The 18902-nt window shown below is 60.1% G+C and carries 18 protein-coding genes; 15 read left to right on the forward strand and 3 right to left on the reverse strand.

Going from position 1 to position 18902, the window contains the following annotated elements; all coding sequences use genetic code 11:
- Nucleotides 1-82 precede the first annotated feature (82 nt).
- From BFL40_RS00215 to BFL40_RS00245, 7 genes are all read left to right on the forward strand, one after another.
- Nucleotides 83-934, forward strand: coding sequence for a LysR family transcriptional regulator (locus BFL40_RS00215; RefSeq protein ID WP_071482517.1), 852 nt, complete (start codon nucleotides 83-85; stop codon nucleotides 932-934).
- A gap of 240 nt (nucleotides 935-1174) precedes the next feature.
- Entirely contained in the window at nucleotides 1175-1987 is an 813-nt protein-coding gene (locus tag BFL40_RS00220) for an energy transducer TonB (RefSeq protein WP_071482518.1), read from the forward strand.
- A gap of 51 nt (nucleotides 1988-2038) precedes the next feature.
- Nucleotides 2039-2761 carry a MotA/TolQ/ExbB proton channel family protein gene (locus BFL40_RS00225; RefSeq protein WP_139213569.1) on the forward strand — a complete coding sequence of 241 codons (723 nt, stop codon included), beginning with the start codon at nucleotides 2039-2041 and terminating at the stop codon, nucleotides 2759-2761.
- 1 nt (nucleotide 2762) lies between these two features.
- Entirely contained in the window at nucleotides 2763-3164 is a 402-nt protein-coding gene (locus BFL40_RS00230; RefSeq protein WP_060755558.1) for an ExbD/TolR family protein, read from the forward strand.
- A gap of 230 nt (nucleotides 3165-3394) precedes the next feature.
- Complete coding sequence (locus BFL40_RS00235; protein ID WP_071482520.1) at nucleotides 3395-3976, forward strand: alpha/beta hydrolase; 582 nt, start codon at nucleotides 3395-3397, stop codon at nucleotides 3974-3976.
- Nucleotides 3977-4025: 49 nt separating this feature from the next.
- Nucleotides 4026-4952 carry a sigma 54-interacting transcriptional regulator gene (locus BFL40_RS00240; protein ID WP_071482521.1) on the forward strand — a complete coding sequence of 309 codons (927 nt, stop codon included), beginning with the start codon at nucleotides 4026-4028 and terminating at the stop codon, nucleotides 4950-4952.
- A 127-nt stretch (nucleotides 4953-5079) separates the two neighbouring features.
- Nucleotides 5080-5862, forward strand: a complete 783-nt coding sequence (locus BFL40_RS00245) for a MetQ/NlpA family ABC transporter substrate-binding protein (RefSeq protein WP_071482522.1) — start codon at nucleotides 5080-5082, stop codon at nucleotides 5860-5862.
- Between the two features lie 133 nt (nucleotides 5863-5995).
- On the opposite strand, the gene BFL40_RS34230 is transcribed toward BFL40_RS00245, so the two are convergent.
- Entirely contained in the window at nucleotides 5996-6127 is a 132-nt protein-coding gene (locus tag BFL40_RS34230; RefSeq protein WP_256254324.1) for a hypothetical protein, read from the reverse strand.
- Between the two features lie 209 nt (nucleotides 6128-6336).
- On the opposite strand from BFL40_RS34230, the gene BFL40_RS00250 reads away from it, so the two are divergent.
- The 4 genes from BFL40_RS00250 to BFL40_RS00265 are packed head-to-tail and all read left to right on the forward strand — an operon-like array spanning nucleotide 6337 to nucleotide 9272.
- Nucleotides 6337-7002, forward strand: a complete 666-nt coding sequence (locus BFL40_RS00250) for an amino acid ABC transporter permease (protein ID WP_071482523.1) — start codon at nucleotides 6337-6339, stop codon at nucleotides 7000-7002.
- Nucleotides 6983-7642: an amino acid ABC transporter permease gene (locus tag BFL40_RS00255; RefSeq protein WP_071482524.1), complete on the forward strand. Its 660-nt coding sequence runs from the start codon at nucleotides 6983-6985 to the stop codon at nucleotides 7640-7642. Before BFL40_RS00250 ends, BFL40_RS00255 begins: the two co-directional genes overlap by 20 nt.
- Entirely contained in the window at nucleotides 7639-8415 is a 777-nt protein-coding gene (locus tag BFL40_RS00260) for an amino acid ABC transporter ATP-binding protein (RefSeq protein ID WP_071482525.1), read from the forward strand. Before BFL40_RS00255 ends, BFL40_RS00260 begins: the two co-directional genes overlap by 4 nt.
- Nucleotides 8412-9272, forward strand: a complete 861-nt coding sequence (locus BFL40_RS00265; RefSeq protein WP_071482526.1) for a transporter substrate-binding domain-containing protein — start codon at nucleotides 8412-8414, stop codon at nucleotides 9270-9272. The genes BFL40_RS00260 and BFL40_RS00265 overlap by 4 nt, the downstream gene beginning before the upstream one ends.
- 99 nt (nucleotides 9273-9371) lie before the next feature.
- On the opposite strand, the gene BFL40_RS00270 is transcribed toward BFL40_RS00265, so the two are convergent.
- Nucleotides 9372-10532 carry an AAA family ATPase gene (locus BFL40_RS00270; protein WP_071482726.1) on the reverse strand — a complete coding sequence of 387 codons (1161 nt, stop codon included), beginning with the start codon at nucleotides 10530-10532 and terminating at the stop codon, nucleotides 9372-9374.
- A gap of 120 nt (nucleotides 10533-10652) precedes the next feature.
- On the opposite strand from BFL40_RS00270, the gene BFL40_RS00275 reads away from it, so the two are divergent.
- The 4 genes from BFL40_RS00275 to BFL40_RS00290 all read left to right on the forward strand — a co-directional run bounded on the left by BFL40_RS00275 (nucleotide 10653) and on the right by BFL40_RS00290 (nucleotide 18163).
- On the forward strand, nucleotides 10653-11735 hold the full coding sequence (locus tag BFL40_RS00275; RefSeq protein ID WP_071482527.1) for an efflux RND transporter periplasmic adaptor subunit: 1083 nt from the start codon (nucleotides 10653-10655) through the stop codon (nucleotides 11733-11735).
- Nucleotides 11732-12802, forward strand: a complete 1071-nt coding sequence (locus BFL40_RS00280) for an efflux RND transporter periplasmic adaptor subunit (RefSeq protein WP_071482528.1) — start codon at nucleotides 11732-11734, stop codon at nucleotides 12800-12802. The genes BFL40_RS00275 and BFL40_RS00280 overlap by 4 nt, the downstream gene beginning before the upstream one ends.
- Nucleotides 12799-15852, forward strand: a complete 3054-nt coding sequence (locus BFL40_RS00285) for an efflux RND transporter permease subunit (RefSeq protein WP_071482529.1) — start codon at nucleotides 12799-12801, stop codon at nucleotides 15850-15852. The genes BFL40_RS00280 and BFL40_RS00285 overlap by 4 nt, the downstream gene beginning before the upstream one ends.
- 115 nt (nucleotides 15853-15967) lie before the next feature.
- Complete coding sequence (locus BFL40_RS00290) at nucleotides 15968-18163, forward strand: glycoside hydrolase (RefSeq protein ID WP_071482530.1); 2196 nt, start codon at nucleotides 15968-15970, stop codon at nucleotides 18161-18163.
- A gap of 105 nt (nucleotides 18164-18268) precedes the next feature.
- On the opposite strand, the gene BFL40_RS00295 is transcribed toward BFL40_RS00290, so the two are convergent.
- Nucleotides 18269-18895, reverse strand: a complete 627-nt coding sequence (locus BFL40_RS00295; protein ID WP_071482531.1) for a class I SAM-dependent methyltransferase — start codon at nucleotides 18893-18895, stop codon at nucleotides 18269-18271.
- Between the last annotated feature and the right edge of the window lie 7 nt (nucleotides 18896-18902).

Raw genomic sequence — 18902 nt, forward strand, 5'->3', positions numbered from 1 at the left:
GGGTGAAGTATGGGCAGCCGCCAAGGTATTCTGAAATTAAATATAACCATGCTAACCAGTGGTAAACAGAATGGTGACGCCCATGTTCGATCCCGTGCTGTTGCGCAGTTTTGTCGCCGTAGTGGACTGCGGCAATTTCACCCGCGCCGCCGAGCGCCTGCACTTGACCCAATCCACCGTGAGCCAACAGATCCGCCGCCTGGAAGAGGTGGTGGCGTGCCAGTTGCTGGATCGCGATCAGCGCCGTGTGGTGGCCACCGCAGAAGGTGAACGCTTGCTGGCCTATGCACGGCGCATCCTCGCATTGCATGAAGAGGCCGCCGACGTGTTGATCAACCAGCAAAGCGACGGCGTGTTGCGCCTCGGCGTGCCGGAGGATTTTGCCGCCGAACGACTGATGCCGTTGCTGTCGGCGTTTGTCGTGGCTTACCCACGGGTACGCCTGGAAGTCACCAGTGGCCTCGGCCCTGAATTGCAGCGCCAGTACCGTGGCGGCGAGTTCGACGTGCTGCTGGTCAAGCAGATGGGTGACAGCGACGACTGCGTGGCCTCGTGGCCGGAACCGTTGTGTTGGGTAGACAGCCGTAGCACGCCGTCCCTTAGCCGTGACCCGCTGCCATTGGTGGCGTTTCCGGTGGGCGGCTTGTATCGCAATGAAATGCTCCATCACCTGGAAGTGGGCGGCTGGCGTTGGCGCATCGGCTATTCCAGCGCCAGCCTGGCCAGCGTGTGTTCGGCGGTGGCGGCGGGGTTAGGCATCAGCTTGTTGCCGCAACGGGTGGTGCAGGTCGGGCATGTGGTGCTGGGCGAAGACAGTGGTTTGCCGGCGATACAGGGCGTACGGCTGGCGTTGTATGGCCGCAGTGGCTTGGGTGCGGCGGGGCAGGCGTTGCAGGACCAATTGCTCAATTTATGCGCAAACAGCCCACGCTGATCCATGCCTTTGCGGAATATTTTGTATGCCTTAAAAGCATTGAAAAACAGCGCCTTTGCTCTAGGCCACGCAGGACGTGGCTTTGACGTTTCTGGATGTTTCGTTTATTCAATTTAGGTCTATGTATAACTTTAAAGATTACTTTAAGAGATAAGCGTCTGGCCCCGATGATTCAGCCCTCGACGGCCTCCCACGCAGGCCTGTCGGTTTTTTTGTTTCAAAACCGTAGGGAGTGAATCAATGGGCAATGTCCAGACCGCCGCCAGTGCACAAGAGGCGCAGTGGCGCCAGGCACCGAGTGGTGAGTTGGTCGACCTTGGCCGGCCGCACCGCGCGCCGTTGGGGCAACAGCGTTTGCAGCAAGCCCCGAAGCGCTTCTCGAGTCGTCGCGAAGGGATTCTGCTGGGGTTGCTGGTGCTGGCCCTGCACGGTGCGGTGATCTATTGGGTGAGCCAGAAGCCCACCCCGGTGCTGCCGATTGTGCCGCCGGAAATTCCGCCGATGACCATCGAATTTTCTCAGCCGGCGCCGCCGGTGGTTGAACCGCCACCGCCTGTGCCGCCACCACCACCGCCGCCTGTGGTCGAGCCACCACCACCGGTCGTGGATGAGTTGGCCGCCAAACCGGCGCCGCCTAAACCGATTCCAAAACCCAAACCAAAGCCCGTGCCGAAGCCTGAGCCCAAGCCCGCACCGAAACCGGTCGAGCAGCCGCCCGCACCACCGACTCCAGCGCCACCTGCACCGCCAGCTCCGCCGTCGCCAGCGCCGGTTACACCGGCTTCGGCCAACGCCGCTTACTTGAAAAATCCGGCGCCCGAATACCCGTCACTGGCCCAGCGCCGGGGTTGGGAAGGCACGGTGTTGTTGCGGGTGCATGTACTGGCCAGCGGCAAGCCGGGTGAGATCCAGATTCAGAAAAGCAGCGGTCGCCAGCAACTCGACGACGCCGCACTGACCGCCGTGAAGCGTTGGAGCTTCGTGCCGGCCAAGCAGGGCGAAGTGGCGCAGGACGGCTGGGTCAGCGTACCGATCGATTTCAAGATTCACTAACTATTCGGCTGCGGTGTGTTGGACACGCCGCGACCTGCACAGAGGGAAAACATCATGGCATTAGCATCTCCACTTGAATCCATCGAAAGCGCGGTGATCTGGCTGCTGGTGGTCTTTTCGGTCGCCACTTGGGGCCTGGCTTTATTGAAGGGCGTGCAGTTCGGTCGCCTCAAGGCGCAGGATCGCAAATTCCACAAACAGTTCTGGGCGGCGTCGAGTCTCGACTCTGCCGCCGAACTGGCTGAAACCCAGCCCGGCGCTGCGGCACGGGTGGCCCAGGCCGGTTATGCCGCGATCCAGGTGGGCGATGCGCCGCACGCTGCGGACTTGAGTCAGGCGATTAATCACCAGGACCGTCTCGAACGCGCCCTGCGCCAGCAGATCGTACGTGAGCGTCGCTCCCTGGAAACCGGTTTGGCCGTGGTCGCCAGTATCGGCAGCACCTCGCCGTTTATCGGCCTGTTCGGCACCGTGTGGGGGATCATGGAAGCGCTGAAGGGGATCAGCGCGGCCGGTTCCGCCAGCCTGGAAACCGTGGCCGGCCCGATTGGTGCGGCACTGGTCGCCACCGGCGTGGGTATCGCCGTCGCGGTGCCTGCGGTGCTGGTTTACAACTACTTCCTGCGTCGCCTGAAGCTGACGGCTGCCGACCTGGACGACTTTGCCCACGACTTCTACAGCCTGGCGCAGAAGAACTCTTTCCGAGTACTGCTGCACCCGACGCTGAACAAAACCGCTGCCGGCAACCCGCAAAAAGTGAAGGAGGCGTCCTGAGATGGCCTTCTCCACGCAAGACAGCGATGAGGTGCTGAGCGAAATCAACGTCACACCGTTGGTGGACGTGATGCTGGTACTGCTGGTGGTGTTTATCGTCACCGCGCCGCTGCTGACCAACGCGATTCCAATCAACCTGCCCAAGACCCAGGCTGTGGCCCCGGTGGAGCAGAAGGACCCGCTGGTGGTAAGCATCGATGGCGCCGGCAAACTGTTTATCAACAAGGACGAAATCCAGCCGGACTTGCTGGAATTCAACCTGCAGGCGGCCAAGGCCAAGGACCCCGATGTGCGGGTGCAACTGCAGGCCGATGATGGAGTGAACTACGGCGAAGTGGCGCGAGCCATGGCGTCTATCGAGCGCGCGGGGATTACCAAGCTGTCGGTGATTACTGCACGTTAGTTTCAAATGCCTCGACAATTTTTTGGCCGTCTCCTTGGCAGGGTGCGGCCTTTTTTTTGCCTGCGATTTAACAAACGCCGCGATCCACAATGTGAAGCCAGCGCTCACATTTTTGATTCTGGGTGTTTTTGAGTTTTTGGTTATTAATAAATAGCTTCTTATTCCTTAACGAATATAAACCGCGTCCCTATACTGTTCAGCAACGTTAAACGCTGCAGGAGGGCACACCCATGCACAGCGAGTCGATTCGTTATCTGATCGTGCCGGGCTGGCAAGGATCGCCAGAAGATCATTGGCAAAGTCATTGGCAGAACAGCCTGCCCAACAGTGCGCGCGTGGAGCAGGCCGATTGGCTGACCCCGCGCCGCGAAGACTGGGTGGCCGCGCTGGCCGAGGCCATCGCCGCCGACAGTACTCCCGTTATCCTGATCGCCCACAGCCTGGGCTGCATCACCGTTGCCCATTGGGCTGCCACCGCTCCCGTGCAGTTTTTGCGTCAAGTACGCGGCGCCTTGCTGGTGGCCCCGGCGGATGTCGAACGCCCTGCCTGCTCACCGGCCTTACGTAACTTTGCGCCGATTCCGACCCATCTGTTGCCGTTTCCCAGCCAGGTCGTCAGTTCCGACAACGACAGCGCCGTCAGCGCCCCCCGGGCCCTGGAATTGGCGCGTTACTGGGGCGCCGAAGCCGGCATTTTGTCCGGTGCCGGCCATATCAATGTGAAGTCCGGTCACCAGCGCTGGGAGCAGGGCTTCGCTTACCTCTATCGCCTGCAAAACCGCCTCGAGCATCATGCTCGGCGCAGTGCCTAAAAATTTTTCAACGCCCCGTCCCTGAGTGGATTTGGGGCGGGAGCCTGCCATGAGTCTGCATGAAACCTACGGTCAGCCACTGCTGACCTTCCCCGACGCCGAAAAAAGCCCGTTGAGCATCCGCGCCAAGGCGCTGGTATTCGTCGACCCGCGTTCGCGCCAACTGCGCGAAGACCTGGAAAGCCTCGCACCGCGTGCCTTGCCCGTGCTGATTCGTGGCGAGACCGGCAGCGGTAAAGAGTTGCTGGCGCGGCATATCCACCGTGGCAGCGATCGTACCGGGCTGTTTGTCTCGGTCAATTGTGGTGCGATCAGCCCCACTTACGCCGATGCGGAGTTGTTCGGCTATGCCGCAGGTAGTCACAGTGGTGCGGCCAGCAGCCGGGCGGGGTGGTTTGGTTCGGCCAACGGCGGCACCTTGTACCTGGATGAGATCGGCGATTTGCCGTTGCCGATCCAGGTCAAATTGCTCGCGGCCCTAGAGAACCACGAAGTCACCCGCGTCGGTGCCCATCAGCCAAGCCCGGTGGACGTGCGCCTGGTCGCGGCGACCAGCATCGACTTGGCTCAGGCCGTGGCGGCAGGCAAGTTTCATGAGCGTTTGTTCCACTACTTGAGCGAAGGTCAACTGGACCTGCCTGCGCTGCGCGAGCGTGTCGGCGACATCCTATCCCTGGCTGAATATTTTCTTGGCATCTACAGCCAGCGTCTGGACCTGCCGGTGCCGCTGATCAGCGATGCCGCCCAGCACGTGCTGGAACACCACAGTTGGCCGGGCAATACCCGCGAGCTGGAAAACGTTATTCACTTTGCGTTACTGGTCAGCAGCGGCGATGAGATTTTGCCCGAGCATCTGAATTTGCCGGTGGCGGGTTCGCCGCTGGAGCAAGTGCAGCGGATTTTCGAGAGCGCCAGCCCTGCGGAGCAGGACATATTGCGTAAATTTCTGTATGAACAAAATGGAATATCAACGTGAATAAAAGATATTGTTCGGGAATAAAAAATCTAGGTATTGTCACTCCCACGCCGCGATAGCACTTCGCTGGCACACCTCATAAAAATGGTCGTCAGAGACGCCCCCGGAATTCCGATAAGGACACTGCATGAAAAAGGTTCTGTTGTTTACCGCACTGGCGGCTGCCCTGACTGCAAGCTTTGCGCAAGCCAACGAGAAACTGGTCGTAGCCGCGACCCCAATTCCGCACGCCGAGATCCTTGAGCTGATCAAGCCGACCCTGGCCAAAGAAGGCGTGGACCTGGAAATCAAAGTCTTCACCGACTATGTACAGCCAAACGTGCAAGTGGCCGAGAAGCGCCTGGACGCCAACTACTTCCAGACCCTGCCGTACCTGCAAAACTTCAACAAGGGTAAGGGCACCAACCTGGTCACCGTGGTCGGCGTGCACGTTGAACCGTTCGGCGGTTACTCGAAAAAGATCAAAAATATTTCTGAGCTCAAAGATGGCGCCACCGTTGCCATCCCGAACGAAGGCTCCAACAGCGGCCGCGCTCTGTTGCTGTTGCAGAAGGCTGGTGTGATCACCCTGAAAGACCCGACCAATGCCCTGGCCACGCCGAAAGACATCGCCAGCAACCCGAAACACCTGAAATTCAAAGAGCTGGAATCGGCCCTGCTGCCACGCGTGCTGGACCAGGTTGACCTGGACTTGATCAACACCAACTACGCCTTGGAAGCTGGCCTGAACCCAGCCAAAGACGCACTGATCATTGAAGACTCGAAGTCGCCATACGTGAACTTCCTGGTCGCCCGCCCAGACAACAAGGACAGCGACGCTATCCAGAAACTGGCCAAAGCCCTGACCAGCCCGGAAGTCAAAGCCTTCATCGACAAGAAGTACAACGGCGCTGTAGTGCCTGCGTTCTGATGTAACCCCAAACCCCCTTCAAGGTTTGAACGCCGACGGCTTTTATAGCGTCGGCGTTTTTTATGGCCGCCCTGAAATGATCATTCCCACGCTCTGCGTGGGAATGCCTCCTGTGACGCTCCGCGTCACGACGTTAGAGCGGACGCAGAGCGTCCTGAGCTGCATTCCCACGCAGAGCGTGGGAACGATCAGGGTGAATGGCTCTGCTCAACGCCACCAACCACTTCACCAGCTCCTGCGGATCAATCGGTTTCGCTTCGTTCATCATTCGTTCCCTCGAATCATTGACCCCCTACCATAGCCGTCACCCAGCAAACCCGCGAATCCGGGGGTTATCTTTTTGGGTGATATCAATATGCTATTTGGGTATTTAAATTTTACTTTTTATACCTTTAAAGTTCGCGCTACCCGGCGTTACCCACGCCGGATTGAACTGCGCTCGCTGCATTACCCTTGCGGCGATATGGACTGCAAATGACCTTCGATTTCGCATTTATCCTCAGCACCTTGCCGGCGTTTCTCAAGGCCGTGGGGGTGACGCTGCAAGTGGGCCTGATCGCCATTGCCACCTCGTTGCTGGTGGCGCTGATCAACGCGGCGCTGCTGGTGTTTCGCACGCCGTACCTGTCGCGCCTGGTGGCGTTGTATGTGGAGCTGGCGCGTAACACGCCGCTGCTGATCCAACTGTTCTTCGTGTACTTCGCCTTGCCGGCCCTGGGTTTCAATATCTCTGGGTTCTGGGCGGCTATCATCACCATGACCTTTCTGGGTGGCGCCTACCTCACCGAGGTGCTGCGCGCCGGTGTGGAAGCGGTGCCGTTGGCGCAGATCGAGTCGGGCAAATCCATCGGCTTGTCTGACTGGCAGTTGTTGCGCCACGTGATCCTGCCCCAGGCCGGCATCCTCAGCCTGCCTGCGCTGTTCGCCAATTTCATCTTCCTGCTCAAGGAGACCACCGTGGTCTCCGCCGTGGCGGTGCCGGAGATTCTCTACACCATCAAGAGCTACATCGCCCTCTACTACAAGACCTACGAAATGCTCGCCGTGCTGACGTTGATTTGCGTGCTGCTGTTTTTGCCGCTGTCGCTGCTGCTCAGCCGCCTGGAAAGGAGGCTCCAGCATGGCCAGTTCGGGTCTTGAGTTGTTGTGGGTGTCGTTGCCGCAGTTGGGCAAGGGCGCTGCGCAAACCCTGTCGATTTCTTTTTTGAGCATCGCCTTCAGCACCGTTGGCGGCGTGTTGTATGGCGTGCTGCGCACCTTGAATAACAAGGCGATCAACCTGGTGCTGCGGATTTACCTGGAGCTGTTCCGGGCGATTCCGGTGCTGGTGTGGTTGTACCTGCTGTTTTTCGGCCTGCCGATTTTCTTCGGGTTGAGCATCCCGAGCTTCTGGTGCGCAGTGCTGGTGCTGTCGTTGTGGGGCGCTAGCGAGGTGGGCGAAGTGGTGCGCGGTGCGTTGCATTCGCTGCCGCGAGGCCAGCGTGAGGCTGGGTTGTCGATTGGCCTGTCCGACCCGCAGTTGTACGGCTACGTGCTGCTGCCCCAGGCGCTGAAACGCATGACGCCACCGACCATCAACGTCTACACGCGGATCATCAAGACCAGCTCGCTGGCGGTGCTGATCGGCGTGGTGGACGTGATCAAGGTCGGCCAGCAAATCATCGAACGCACCTATGAGTCGGTACTGATCTACGGCGTGCTATTCCTGTTTTTCTTCTTTATTTGCTACCCGTTGTCGGCCGCCTCCAAGGTGCTGGAACGGCGCTGGGCCCAAGCATGAGTGGATTGATCGAGTTCCAGGGTTTCAATAAATTTTTCGGCGAACAGCAGGTGCTCAAGGGCATCGACCTGAGTGTGCAAAGCGGCGAAGTGGTGGTGATCCTCGGCCCCAGCGGTTGCGGCAAAAGCACCTTGTTGCGCTGCCTCAACGGTTTGGAAGTGGCCCACAGCGGCAGCCTGCGCTTCGCCGGTAAAGAGTTGTTGAACAAGGCCACCGACTGGCGCCAAGTGCGCCAGGACATCGGCATGGTGTTCCAGAGCTACCACCTGTTCCCGCACATGAGCGTGCTCGACAACATCCTGCTCGGCCCGCTGAAAGTGCAAAAGCGCGACCCGCGCGAAGCCCGCGACCAGGCAGAAAAATTGCTGGAGCGCGTAGGCCTTGCCGACAAGCGCGACGCCTTCCCGCGTCAGCTCTCCGGCGGCCAGCAGCAGCGCATCGCTATCGTCCGCTCGCTGTGCATGAACCCCCAGGTGATGCTGTTTGATGAAGTCACCGCCGCCCTCGACCCGGAAATGGTCAAGGAGGTGCTGGAAGTGATCCAGGGCTTGGCGCGCGATGGCATGACCTTGCTGATCGTCACCCACGAAATGGCCTTCGCCCGCGCGGTCGCCGACCGCGTGGTGTTTATGGAGGCCGGTCGCATCCTCGAACAAAACACCCCCGAAGAATTCTTTACGAACCCGCAAACCGCACGCGCGCAGCAGTTCCTGGAGAAGTTCTCCTTTGTTTCAACACTGCCCAAGAAAACCAAGGAACTGGAGCTGATATGAAAACTGCCAAGTTGTTATTCCCATTGTTTGCCCTCGCATTGCTGGCTGGCTGCAATAAAAAGGCCGAAGAGCCCGCAAAACCAGTTGCTGCTGCGGCGAGCTACATCGACAAAATCAAGGCGCGCGACAAGCTGATCGTCGGCGTGTTTACCGACAAACCGCCGTTCGGCTTTGTGAACGAAGCGGGTCGTTATGTTGGCTTTGATACCGACATCGGCCGCCAATTTGCCAAGGACTTGCTGGGTGATGAAAACAAGGTTGAGTTCGTTGCCGTGGAACCGGCCAGCCGTATTCCGTTCCTGCAAAGCGACAAGGTCGACCTGATCCTCGCCAACATGACCGTGACGCCTGAGCGCAAAGAAGCGGTGGACTTCACCAACCCCAACCTGAAAGTTGCGGTACAGGCTTTGGTGCCGAAGGACAGCGCGGTGAAAAGCCTGGATGACTTGGCCACCCGCACCACCATCGTGACCACCGGCACCACCGCCGATATCTGGCTGACCAAGAACCACCCGGATTGGAAACTGCTCAAGTTCGAGAAAAACTCCGAGTCGTTGCAAGCGTTGTCCGCTGGCCGTGGTGATGCTTACGCGCAAGACAACCTGGTGCTGTTCAGCTGGGCCAAGCAGAACCCGGGCTACCGCGTGCTGGATCAGAAACTCGGTGATGAAGCGCCGATTGCTCCGGCGGTGAAGAAGGGCAATATCGAACTGCGCGACTGGGTGAATGCCGAGTTGGCGAAGCTGGGTGAGGAGAAGTTTTTGCTCAAGCTTTACGACCAGTACGTGCGTAAAGAGCTGAGCGATGACACCAAGCCTGAGAGTGTGATTGTTGAGGGCGGTAAGTGGCAGGGCTGATATAGCTATCGCAGGCAAGCCAGCTCCCACAGTTTGATGTGTGAATACATTCAAATGTGGGAGCTGGCTTGCCTGCGATGAGGCCGGTACAGGCAACACCTATTCGGGCCATTGCCAAGCCGGCGCATCCAAAATCCCCTGCCCAACAATCTGGGTCTGCCCCAGCACCTTCTCCAACACAATCGAATTACACCCTTCATCCTGTTGCAACGCCGCAATCAACCGACTGGCGTGGGACACCACCCACACCTGACAGTGTTGGGACACCTGAATAATCAAGCGCGCCAACGCAGGCAGCAAATCCGGATGCAAGCTGGTCTCCGGTTCGTTCAGCACCATCATCGTCGGTGGCCTCGGCGTCAGCAGTGCCGCGATCAGCAGCAGGTAACGCAAGGTGCCGTCCGATAACTCCGCCGCTGATAACGGCCGCAGCAAACCTTCCTGATAAAACTCAATGGCAAAGCGCGCACCCTGCAACGGCTGGATTTCCAGGCGCGCCCCCGGAAACGCATCGCTTACCGCCCGTTGCAAGGCCTCGGGATCGCCAATTTCGCGGATGGTCTGCAACGCCGCCGCCAGGTCACGCCCATCGTGATGCAGCACCGGCGTGCGCGTGCCCAACTGCGGTTGGCGTACGGGTGCATCGGCGTCGCTGCGAAAGTGATCATAGAAGCGCCAGCGACGAATGCTTTCCCGCAGCACCAGCACTTCCGGCGAACCGCGTAAACTGCCGACCTGGTCGAACAGGCTGCTGTACTCCGGCGTGTGTTGGGCCAAAACATCCCAGGCGCGACCGTCGCGGGCGCGGATCATTGGGCCTGAGCGCTGCACCAGCAGGCTGGCCGGTCGGTACAGGTGGCCGGCCCAGATGCATTCTTTTTTGATCTCCGGGTCCAGGATAAAAGCGGACATAGCTTTTGGCGGCAAGCCCAAGGAGATGGCGTAGCTGAAATCTTCGCCGGCGAACCCCAGTCGCAAGCGTTTATTGGGCTGTGGAACCGCCGCCCGTACCGCCACTTCACCATTGGGCATGCGTTGGTTGATGGTTTCCGGCCCGGCCCAGAACGTAGAATCCAGCCCGCCTTCACGCGCCAGCGCATTGATCACCCCGCCCTGGGCGGTTTCCGCCAGCAGGCGCAAGGCGCGGTACAAGTTGGACTTGCCGCTGCCATTGGGGCCGGTGACCAGGTTCAGTCGGTCCAGGGGCACCACTAATTTATTGATCGAGCGGTAGTTGGCTACCGCGAGGGTCTTGAGCATGGGCATTTAGTCAGCGTGGGAACCTTTGGAGTATGGGATCCTCCATGCAGATAAGGAACCCTGATCTAAGCTCACAATCGCATACACTCTGGCACATCGCGTCACGCAAAAGGAGCCTGCATGGGCGGTCGTACTTTCACACTTATCTTCGGACTTGGCCTACTGACGCTACTGAGCGGCTGTGGTGAGAAAAAGGCCGAACCCAAAGAACATTCACGGGTGTTTGTGCAGACCGTGCAATCGACGGATTTTGCCGCGGCGGTCACCCTGACGGGGGACATCCAGGCTCGTGTGCAAACCGATTTATCCTTCCGCGTGGGTGGCAAGATCATCCAACGCATGGTGGATGTGGGTGACCGGGTGAGCGCCAAGCAAGTGCTGGCCAAGCTCGATCCCAAGGATTTGCAGACCAACGTCGATTCCGCCCAGGCTCAGGTCGTGGCCGAGCAGGCGCGGGTCAAGCAGACGGCTGCCGCGTTTGTGCGCCAGGAAAAACTGCTGCCCAAGGGCTACACCAGCCGCAGCGAATACGACGCCGCCCAGGCCGCGCTACGCAGTAGCCAAAGCGCGCTGACTGCCGCCCAGGCCCAGTTGGCCAATGCCCGCGAACAACTCGGCTATACCTCGCTGATCGCCGAGGCGCCTGGCGTGATTACCGCGCGCCAGGCCGAAGTCGGCCAGGTAGTGCAGGCCACCGTGCCGATTTTCAGCCTGGCCCGCGATGGCGAGCGCGATGCGGTGTTCAATGTCTATGAATCGCTGCTGGTGGAGCCGCCGCCGGATGCGCCGATCACCGTCAGCCTGCTGGATAACCCCAGCATCAAGGCCGTGGGCAAAGTCCGCGAAGTCACCCCCGCCGTGGCCGCCAATACCGGCACCGTACAAGTGAAAATCGCCCTGCAAGCCTTGCCCAAAGGCATGGAACTGGGTTCGGTGGTGAGTGCCACCGCCAATGGCCCGGCCAAGCCCAGCATCGAATTGCCGTGGTCGGCGTTGACCAAAGACCTCAACGAACCCGCCGTGTGGCTGATTGACGGCGATGGCCAGGCGCAACTGCACAAGGTCACTGTGGCGCGCTACCTCACCGGCAAGGTGATTATTAGCGATGGCCTTAAAGGTGGCGAAAAAGTCGTGGTGGCCGGTGGGCAATTGCTCCATCCGGGGATGATCGTCGAGATCGCCCAGCAAGGAGTTCAGCCATGAAGCGCCTGACGGTCATACTCGCCGCCAGCTTGTTGCTGGTGGCCTGCTCCAAGCAAGAACCACCAGCCGAACCTGTGCGCCCGGTGTTGTCCATGGAAGTGAAGGCCGAAGACCAGGAAAACCTTGGCCGCTTCGCCGGTACCATCCAGGCCCGCTACGAAAGCAACTTGGGTTTTCGCGTGCCCGGCCGCATCGCCCGCCGCGCCGTGGATGTGGGTGCCGAGGTGCAGAAGGGCGCCTTGCTCGCGGTGCTCGACCCCACCGATCAACAAAACCAACTGCGTGTCGCCCAAGGCGATCTTGCCCGCGTGCAAGCGCAGTTCATCAATGCCCAAGCCAACGCCCGTCGCCAGCAGGAGTTGTTCAACCGTGGTGTCGGCGCTCAAGCTCAACTGGATGTGGCCCAGACTGACCTGAAAACCACTCAAGCCTCCCTTGATCAAGCCCAAGCATCAGTCAACCAAGCTAAAGACCAACTCAATTACGCCGAACTGCGCACCGACCACGCCGGCATCGTCACCGCTTGGAGCGCCGAGGCCGGCCAGGTGGTCAATGCCGGTCAGCAAGTGGTGACCCTGGCCCGCCCGGATATCAAGGAAGCGGTGATCGACCTGCCCGCCGGGCTGGCCGAACGCCTGCCACCGGACGTGGTGTTCCTGGTTGCCGGGCAGCTCGACCCGAGCGTCAACACTACCGCCATCGTGCGCGAGATTGAGCCCCAGGCTCAAAGCGCCACACGCACTCGCCGCGCCCGCCTGACCCTGGCCGAAACGCCTGCTGCGTTTCGCCTTGGCACGGCGATCAGCGTGACCTTGAGCACGGCCATCGCGCCACGCATCGAAGTGCCCCTCAGTGCCTTGCAGGAAGTCGACGGCAAGACCCGCATCTGGCTCCTCGACACCCAAAGCCAAACCGTGCAACCGCGCGACGTCACGCTGATCAGCCGCGACGCCGACAGTGCCTCTCTCAACGGCGGCGTCAAACCCGGCGAGCGCATCGTTACCGCTGGCGTGAACAGCCTGAAACCTGGGCAAAAAGTCAAAATCGACGAGGACAGCCCGCGATGAAAGGGAGCTTCAACTTATCCGACTGGGCCCTCAAGCATCAGTCCTTCGTTTGGTACCTGATGTTCGTCGCGCTGCTGATGGGCGTGTTCTCGTACATGAACCTGGGCCGTGAGGAAGATCCCTCGTTCACCATCAAGACCATGGTGATTCAGACCCGCTGGCCGGGCGCGACCCAGGAAGAAACCCTCAAGCAGGTCACCGACCGCATCGAGAAAAAACTCGAAGAGCTGGACTCCCTCGACTACGTGAAAAGCTACACCCGGCCGGGTGAGTCCACGGTGTTTGTGTTCCTCAAGGACACCACCAGCGCCAAGGACATTCCCGAGATCTGGTACCAGGTGCGCAAGAAGATCGACGATATTCGCGGCACCTTCCCCCAGGGGTTGCAGGGGCCGTCGTTTAACGATGAGTTCGGTGATGTGTTCGGCTCGGTGTACGCCTTTACCGGTGACGGCCTGTCGATGCGCCAACTGCGCGACTATGTAGAGCAGGTGCGCGCCGAGATTCGTTCGGTGCCGGGGCTGGGCAAGGTCGAGATGATCGGCCAGCAGGACGAAGTGATTTACCTGAACTTCTCCACGCGCAAACTCGCGGCACTGGGCATTGATCAGCGCCAAGTCGTACAAAGCCTGCAATCGCAAAACGCCGTGACCCCGGCCGGGGTGATCGAGGCCGGGCCGGAGCGGATTTCCGTGCGCACCTCGGGGCAGTTCGCTTCGGAGAAGGACCTGGCCAACGTCAACCTGCGGCTCAATGACCGTTTCTACCGGCTGGCAGATATCGCCGATATCAGCCGTGGCTACGTCGATCCTGCGCGGCCGCTGTTTCGCTTCAACGGTAAACCGGCGATCGGTCTGGCCATTGCCATGCAGAAGGGCGGCAATATCCAGTCGTTCGGCAAGGCTCTGCACGAACGCATGGACGAGCTGACGGCTGACCTGCCGGTGGGCGTCGGCGTGCACAAGGTTTCCGACCAGGCGGAGGTGGTGGAGGAGGCCGTCGGCGGCTTCACCAGCGCGCTGTTTGAAGCGGTGATCATCGTGCTGGTGGTGAGCTTTGTCAGCCTCGGCATGCGCGCCGGGTTGGTGGTGGCGTGCTCGATCCCGTTGGTGCTGGCGCTGGTGTTTGTGTTTATGGAGTACAGCGGCATCACCATGCAGCGCGTGTCGCTGGGCGCGCTGATCATCGCCCTCGGCTTGCTGGTGGACGATGCGATGATCACGGTGGAGATGATGATCACGCGCCTGGAAAAAGGCGAAACCAAGGAGCAGGCCGCCACTTACGCCTACACCTCTACGGCGTTCCCGATGCTCACCGGTACGCTGGTGACCGTGGCCGGTTTCGTGCCGATCGGCCTCAACGCCAGTTCGGCGGGCGAATACACGTTCACCCTGTTCGCGGTGATTGCCGTGGCCATGTTGGTGTCGTGGGTGGTGGCGGTGCTGTTTGCGCCGGTGATTGGCGTGCATATCCTCAGCGCCAACGTGAAGCCGCATGACGCCGAGCCTGGGCGCATTGGCCGTGTGTTTAATGGCGGCATGCTCTGGGCCATGCGCAACCGCTGGTGGGCGATCGGCATCACCGTGGCGCTGTTTGTGGCGTCGGTGTTCTCCATGCAGTTTGTGCAGAACCAGTTCTTCCCGTCGTCGGACCGCCCGGAAATTCTGGTCGACCTCGACCTGCCGCAAAACGCTTCGATCAATGAAACCCGCAAAGTCGTCGATCGACTTGAAGCGATCATCAAGGACGACCCGGATATCGCGCGCTGGAGTACCTACATCGGCCAGGGCGCGATTCGTTTTTATCTGCCCCTCGACCAGCAACTGGAAAACCCCTACTACGCGCAGCTGGTCATTGTGAGTAAGGGCCTGAAAGAGCGCGGCGCCTTGATTGAGCGTCTGCAAAAGCACCTGCGCGATGATTTTGTCGGCATTGGTGGCTTTGTGCAGCCGCTGGAAATGGGCCCACCGGTTGGGCGGCCGATTCAGTATCGCGTCTCCGGCAAAGACATCGACCAGGTACGCAAGCACGCCATCGAACTGGCGACCCTGCTCGATCAGAACACCCACATGGGCGAGATCATCTACGACTGGAACGAGCCGGGCAAAGTGCTGCGGGTCGACATTGCCCAGGACAAGGCGCGGCAACTGGGGCTGTCATCGGAAGACGTGGCGCAACTGATGAACAGCGTGGTCAGCGGCGCTTCGGTGACCCAGGTGCACGACGATATTTACCTGATCAACGTGGTCGGCCGTGCCGAAGATGCCGAGCGTGGTACGCCGGAAACCTTGCAGAACCTGCAGATCGTCACGCCCAACGGCACCTCGATTCCGCTGCTGGCTTTTGCCACCGTGCGCTATGAATTGGAGCAGCCGCTGGTGTGGCGCCGTGACCGCAAACCGACCATCACCATCAAGGCCTCGGTGCGCGATGAGATGCAGCCCACCGACTTGGTGAAACAGCTGGCGCCGACCATTGAGAAATTCAGCGAGGGCCTGCCGGTGGGCTACAAGGTCGCCACTGGCGGTACCGTGGAAGAAAGCGGCAAGGCCCAGGGGCCTATCGCCAAGGTGGTGCCGCTGATGCTGTTTCTGATGGCCACGTTCCTGATGATTCAACTGCACAGCGTGCAGAAAATGTTCCTGGTGGCGAGTGTCGCGCCGTTGGGACTCATCGGCGTGGTGCTGGCGCTGATCCCGACGGGTACGCCCATGGGCTTTGTGGCGATCCTGGGTATTCTGGCGCTGATCGGCATCATCATCCGCAACTCGGTGATTCTGGTGACGCAGATCCATGAATTTGAGCTGGCGGGTTACACGCCGTGGGATGCCGTGGTGGAAGCCACCGAGCATCGGCGCCGGCCGATCCTGCTCACCGCAGCCGCAGCCAGCCTGGGCATGATCCCCATCGCCCGTGAAGTGTTCTGGGGGCCGATGGCTTACGCGATGATTGGCGGGATCATCATCGCGACCTTGCTGACGCTGCTGTTCCTGCCGGCGCTGTATGTGGCCTGGTACAAGATTCGCGAGCCGAAAAAACAAGAGGTTTGACCTGTTAAGCCTTCCTGCAAGGATGTGGGAAGGCTCTTGGAAACACTTTCGAGACATTTTCCTGCCGCTATTTGTTTTACCCTCCGGGCCTGTTCCTGTTTGGAAGGCCTGCGTCATGCGCTTTATTTTTCTGATATTTAGCCTGCTGCTTTCGCCTTTGGCCTTTGCCGATACGGTGTTGGAAAACGCCCTGTGGCGCGTCGACCTCGACCCCGCCACGCTGGCGCTGCGCGTCACGCCAGCCGGTGAGGCCTCGGTGCAGGCCTCCAACGGTATTACGGCGCATGCCGTCAGCGAACTGCAGGCCGCTGCTGAGCAGGCCACTTGGCAATGGGACAGCGGCGCCTATCGCCTGACCGCGCGCCTTGAGCAGCGCGACCTTCACCTGACTATCAATGCACGCGAGCCGGGCGAATTGCCCCTGCTGCATCAACCCGCCCAGGCCATGGGAAAAGGCTTGATCTGGCCCTTGGCCGAAGGGCATTACGTACCCGCAGGCAATACCGTGTGGAAGGCGTTTTTGCTGGAGCAGGGCGAGGTCAACACCACGCAGGACCTTAGCCTGCCGTTGTGGGGCGTGGATCACGGCAGCTTCACCTTGAGCTGGCTGCTGACCAACCCTTACAACAACCGTTTGCAGTGGCAGGCCGACGGTGAGGGGCTGGCGCTTTCCTTGGCCCATGAATTTACCCGTCTTGAACCTACGGCACCCATGACCCTCAGCCTGCACCTGGGCGGCGCCGACCCATTGGCCGGTGCCAAGCGTTATCTCCAGTGGCTGGTGGAGCAGGGCCGTTATGAACCGTTGGCAGACAAACTGCGGCAAACGCCCGAGGCTGAAAAACTGCTGGGCGCCAGCCATGTGTATCTGTGGGGCAATGACCTGCTGGGGTTGGATGATGTGCGTGATTGGCCGCTGCTGCTCGAGCGCTTGCGCGGTCATGAACTCAAGGGTTTGTTGGATAAGGAAGCCGCAAAGGTCCTGGCGCAGACCACTGCGTTGAATCGCTATGAGCAGACCGTGTTGCTGCGCAGCCTCAACGCGGCGATCAACAAGAAGGCCCGACAGGCTTGGCAAGTGGATGAACCGGACATGACACGCCTCGCCGCCCGCTACGGTGAGCTGCGCCATGAATTGTCTGTGGCGTTTGCGGGAGCTTTGAGCAACACCCCTGAGGCCTGGGGCAGCACCCTGTCGGCCAAGACCGTTAAATCCCTCAAGGACGCCGGGCTCCAGCGTTTACTGCTGACCTTGGGCGAAGGCTGGGAAGGCGGCCTCTGGCACCCCGAGGCGATTCGCGCAGGTGTCGACGCGGGTTACCTGATGGCGCCCTACGACTCCTATGAAACCGCGTTATCCGCCACCGAAAACCCGGACTGGACCACCGCCCACCTGGGCAGCAAGGCCTATCGCAACTGCGCGATTGTGTTGAAAGACGGCAAGCTGAAAACCGGCTTCCAGCAATCCGGTCACTACACCGACCCCCGCTGCGTACGGCCTTTGCTGGAAGCGCGGGTGCAAGCAGTCCAAGCCAGGGCGGGCTTTAACGCCTGGTTCCTTGATGCCTACGCCACCAGCATGGTTTTTGACAGCTACCGTGACGGCGCCCCAATGACCCAGGCGCAAAACGCCGAAGGCAATATCGATGCGTCCCGTTGGCTCAATACTGTGCTCAAGCTGCCCGCCGGTTCCGAGGACGGTAATGCCATCACCACCCAAGGCATCTTGTTCGCCCATGGCATGCAGACGCCGGTGATGGGTTGGGGCGACCGTGAAATGACCAAGGACAAGCAGTCGCCCTATTACGTAGGCAACTGGTACCCGCCGGAGCAGCCGACGGTGTTCTTCAAACCCGTTCCGTTGAAAGAACCGTTTCGCACGGTGTATTTCGAGCCGACGATGCGCCTGCCGCTTTACCAGACGGTGTTCCACGGTTCTGTGATTACCACCCACCACTGGCTGTTCGACAGCCTCAAACTGAGCAATGTGCAGGCTGAGAATGAGCTGACCCAATTGCTCTACAACGTGCCGCCGCTGTATCACCTGAGTGCCGCGACCCTCAAGCAGCGGTTGCCGGTGATCCAGCGCCAGGACGTTTTTTTCCGCCCGTTGCATCAGCGTTTGGCAACCCAGGCTATGACGGGGTTTCGTTGGCTGACGACGGATCGGCAGGTGCAGGAGACCACGTTTGCCGATGGCACGCGGTTGGTGGCGAATTTTTCTGCAGAAGGAAGAGAGGGGTACGCTGGGCGCAGTGTGACGGCGTTGCTGGTGGGGCACAAACCTGTGGTGTATCAGGTGGATCAGTAGCGCCGCGCAGGCCTCAATCGCAGGCAAGCCAGCTCCCACACTTGGAATGCATTCCCCTGTGGGAGCTGGCTTGCCTGCGATGGGGCCAGATCAGCCAACACATCTCTATGTTTTACGCCACACACTCGCCAACCAAGGCTGCTGCTCCCGTGGCAACCCCGCTGGCCGATAGTAATGCTCCAACTCTACAAACCCGGCCGCTGTCAGCAGCGCCTGCCACGCCTCCAGGTCGTGATAAGACCCGTACCGGGGCCCATTCCACCCTTCCTGATTCTCACCCCGCGGATTGGAGCTGAACAACACGCCCCCCGGCTTCAACGCCCCATGCAGCTGTTTCAGCACACGCGGCAATTCCTGCTTGGGAATATGAAACAGCACCGCGTTGGCAAATACCCCGTCAAAGCGCTCGGGAGGCAGGTCCAGCTTCAGGAAGTCCTGCTGCAATACCTCACAACCGCTGTCCTCGCGTGCCATCTGCGCAAACCGTTCGGAGCCATCCAGCCCCACGGCGATATGCCCCATACGGGTAAACGTCTGCAAATCCCGCCCAGGCCCGCAGCCAAAATCCAATACGGTAAACGGCGCTGTACCCTGGATATGCCGCAGCAATGCGTCGATGTTCTGGCTCACATCGTGATCGCGGGTGCCTTCACGGAAATCCTCGGCCACCTTGTTGTAGTGGCCGAGGGTGGTGGAGGTGATCTGGTTGAGGTCGTCGGGCTTGAGAGTCATGGCGGGT

Source organism: Pseudomonas costantinii, from assembly GCF_001870435.1.
GTDB classification, from domain to species: domain Bacteria; phylum Pseudomonadota; class Gammaproteobacteria; order Pseudomonadales; family Pseudomonadaceae; genus Aquipseudomonas; species Aquipseudomonas costantinii.